Annotated in this window: 1 protein-coding gene; it reads right to left on the bottom strand. The window is 60.2% G+C overall.

Features of this window, described 5'->3' with window-relative positions:
- Positions 1-1244 (bottom strand): hypothetical protein (locus IEY17_RS24965; RefSeq protein ID WP_188991921.1); only part of this gene is annotated, 1244 nt, incomplete at both ends.

Here is a 1244-nt window from a genome sequence, read left to right as displayed (position 1 = left end):
CTCGCTTGCAAAATCACGCGCCGTACGCACCGCACCCGGCGGCACAGCCATCCCCGGCTCATCCAACAAAGACGAGTGATACGAATTACCCGACTCCACCACCGACTCGACCGAAACCCGCCCATCAGACGAACCAACCGAACCGTTGCGCCCGTCCCGGACAGGGCTCCCAAGCTCAGGCAGACCTGGGAGCCTCTCCCCCTCAGTGAGCCCGTGAACACCACTGTCACCAAACACACCCCGCGCGCCGGACACCGCGTCTAGGGGCACGGATGGGGGTGGCGGGTTTCCGATAAATTGACCGAGATAGGGATTGGACTGGGCCAACCAAAGTTCGTAATTTCTGATCAAGCCTACGTCAGCGTCAGAATACTTCCCCGTGATCGTGGGTGTCGGCCGGCCTTCCGGGTTTCCATAGTAACTCGCCCAGCCCCCGTTACGCGCGACTGCGATTTCTGCACGCACGGTGCCGTCCGGATTGCTCTTCCCAACGATCTGGACCACGTCGAGCCCGGCATGGAAGTTGACCTCCCTGTCACCGGCCGTGCGCGCGCTGGCCACGAACGAGTGCGACGCTTTGTATCCTGCAGCCGAGCAAGCTATGAGTACGACATCGGAATGCGGCTGCCCCCGCAGTTCCTGATATTCCGGCATCGCCTGGACCAGCCGGTGGAACTCCTGACCTTCCAGCCCGATTGTGATTTCCCCGTTCTGATCAAGCGTAACCGCGAATTCGTTCTGGTTGGCGTGCGCCATAAGCATAACTGCGTCGTCGCTCCACGGCGCCGGGGTGTATCCACCGTTAGGACGGACACCCATGAGCGGATAATTCGGAATATATTCATCGGGAAGCGTCATTGGGAGGCGGTTACCGTCGTAGTTGAGGATCCTCCCTCGAGACACAGATCGGATATTGTCGTCCCCGATGACCAACGCCCGAATCCGGCCATTCCGGTCCTGCAGGAGCTCGCGTTTCACCTTGTCGACCGTGAACGTTACGGTTCGACCGTCTTTATGGCGGCCGACGAAGAACGGTGCATGCGGTGTGCCGAATACGCCCCGCTCCCGTCGATCGGCAGCAGTAACGGCCGCACTGTTCCTCGGCTGCGCGAAGTCCGTGGAATACACCACGCCAGGCTTCAACGGCATGAACCAAATACCGTCACCGTCACGGTACAGGTCCGCAAAAGGCGTGCTCGAATCAATCGGAACAACGTCAGCAAAGCTTCCTTGCTGCCCGTCAA

The sequence above is a fragment of the Saccharopolyspora thermophila genome (assembly GCF_014646075.1).
Taxonomy (GTDB): domain Bacteria; phylum Actinomycetota; class Actinomycetes; order Mycobacteriales; family Pseudonocardiaceae; genus Saccharopolyspora; species Saccharopolyspora thermophila.
The sequence above is the reverse complement of the archived record's forward strand: the minus strand, read 5'-3'. Positions and strand labels throughout refer to the sequence as shown.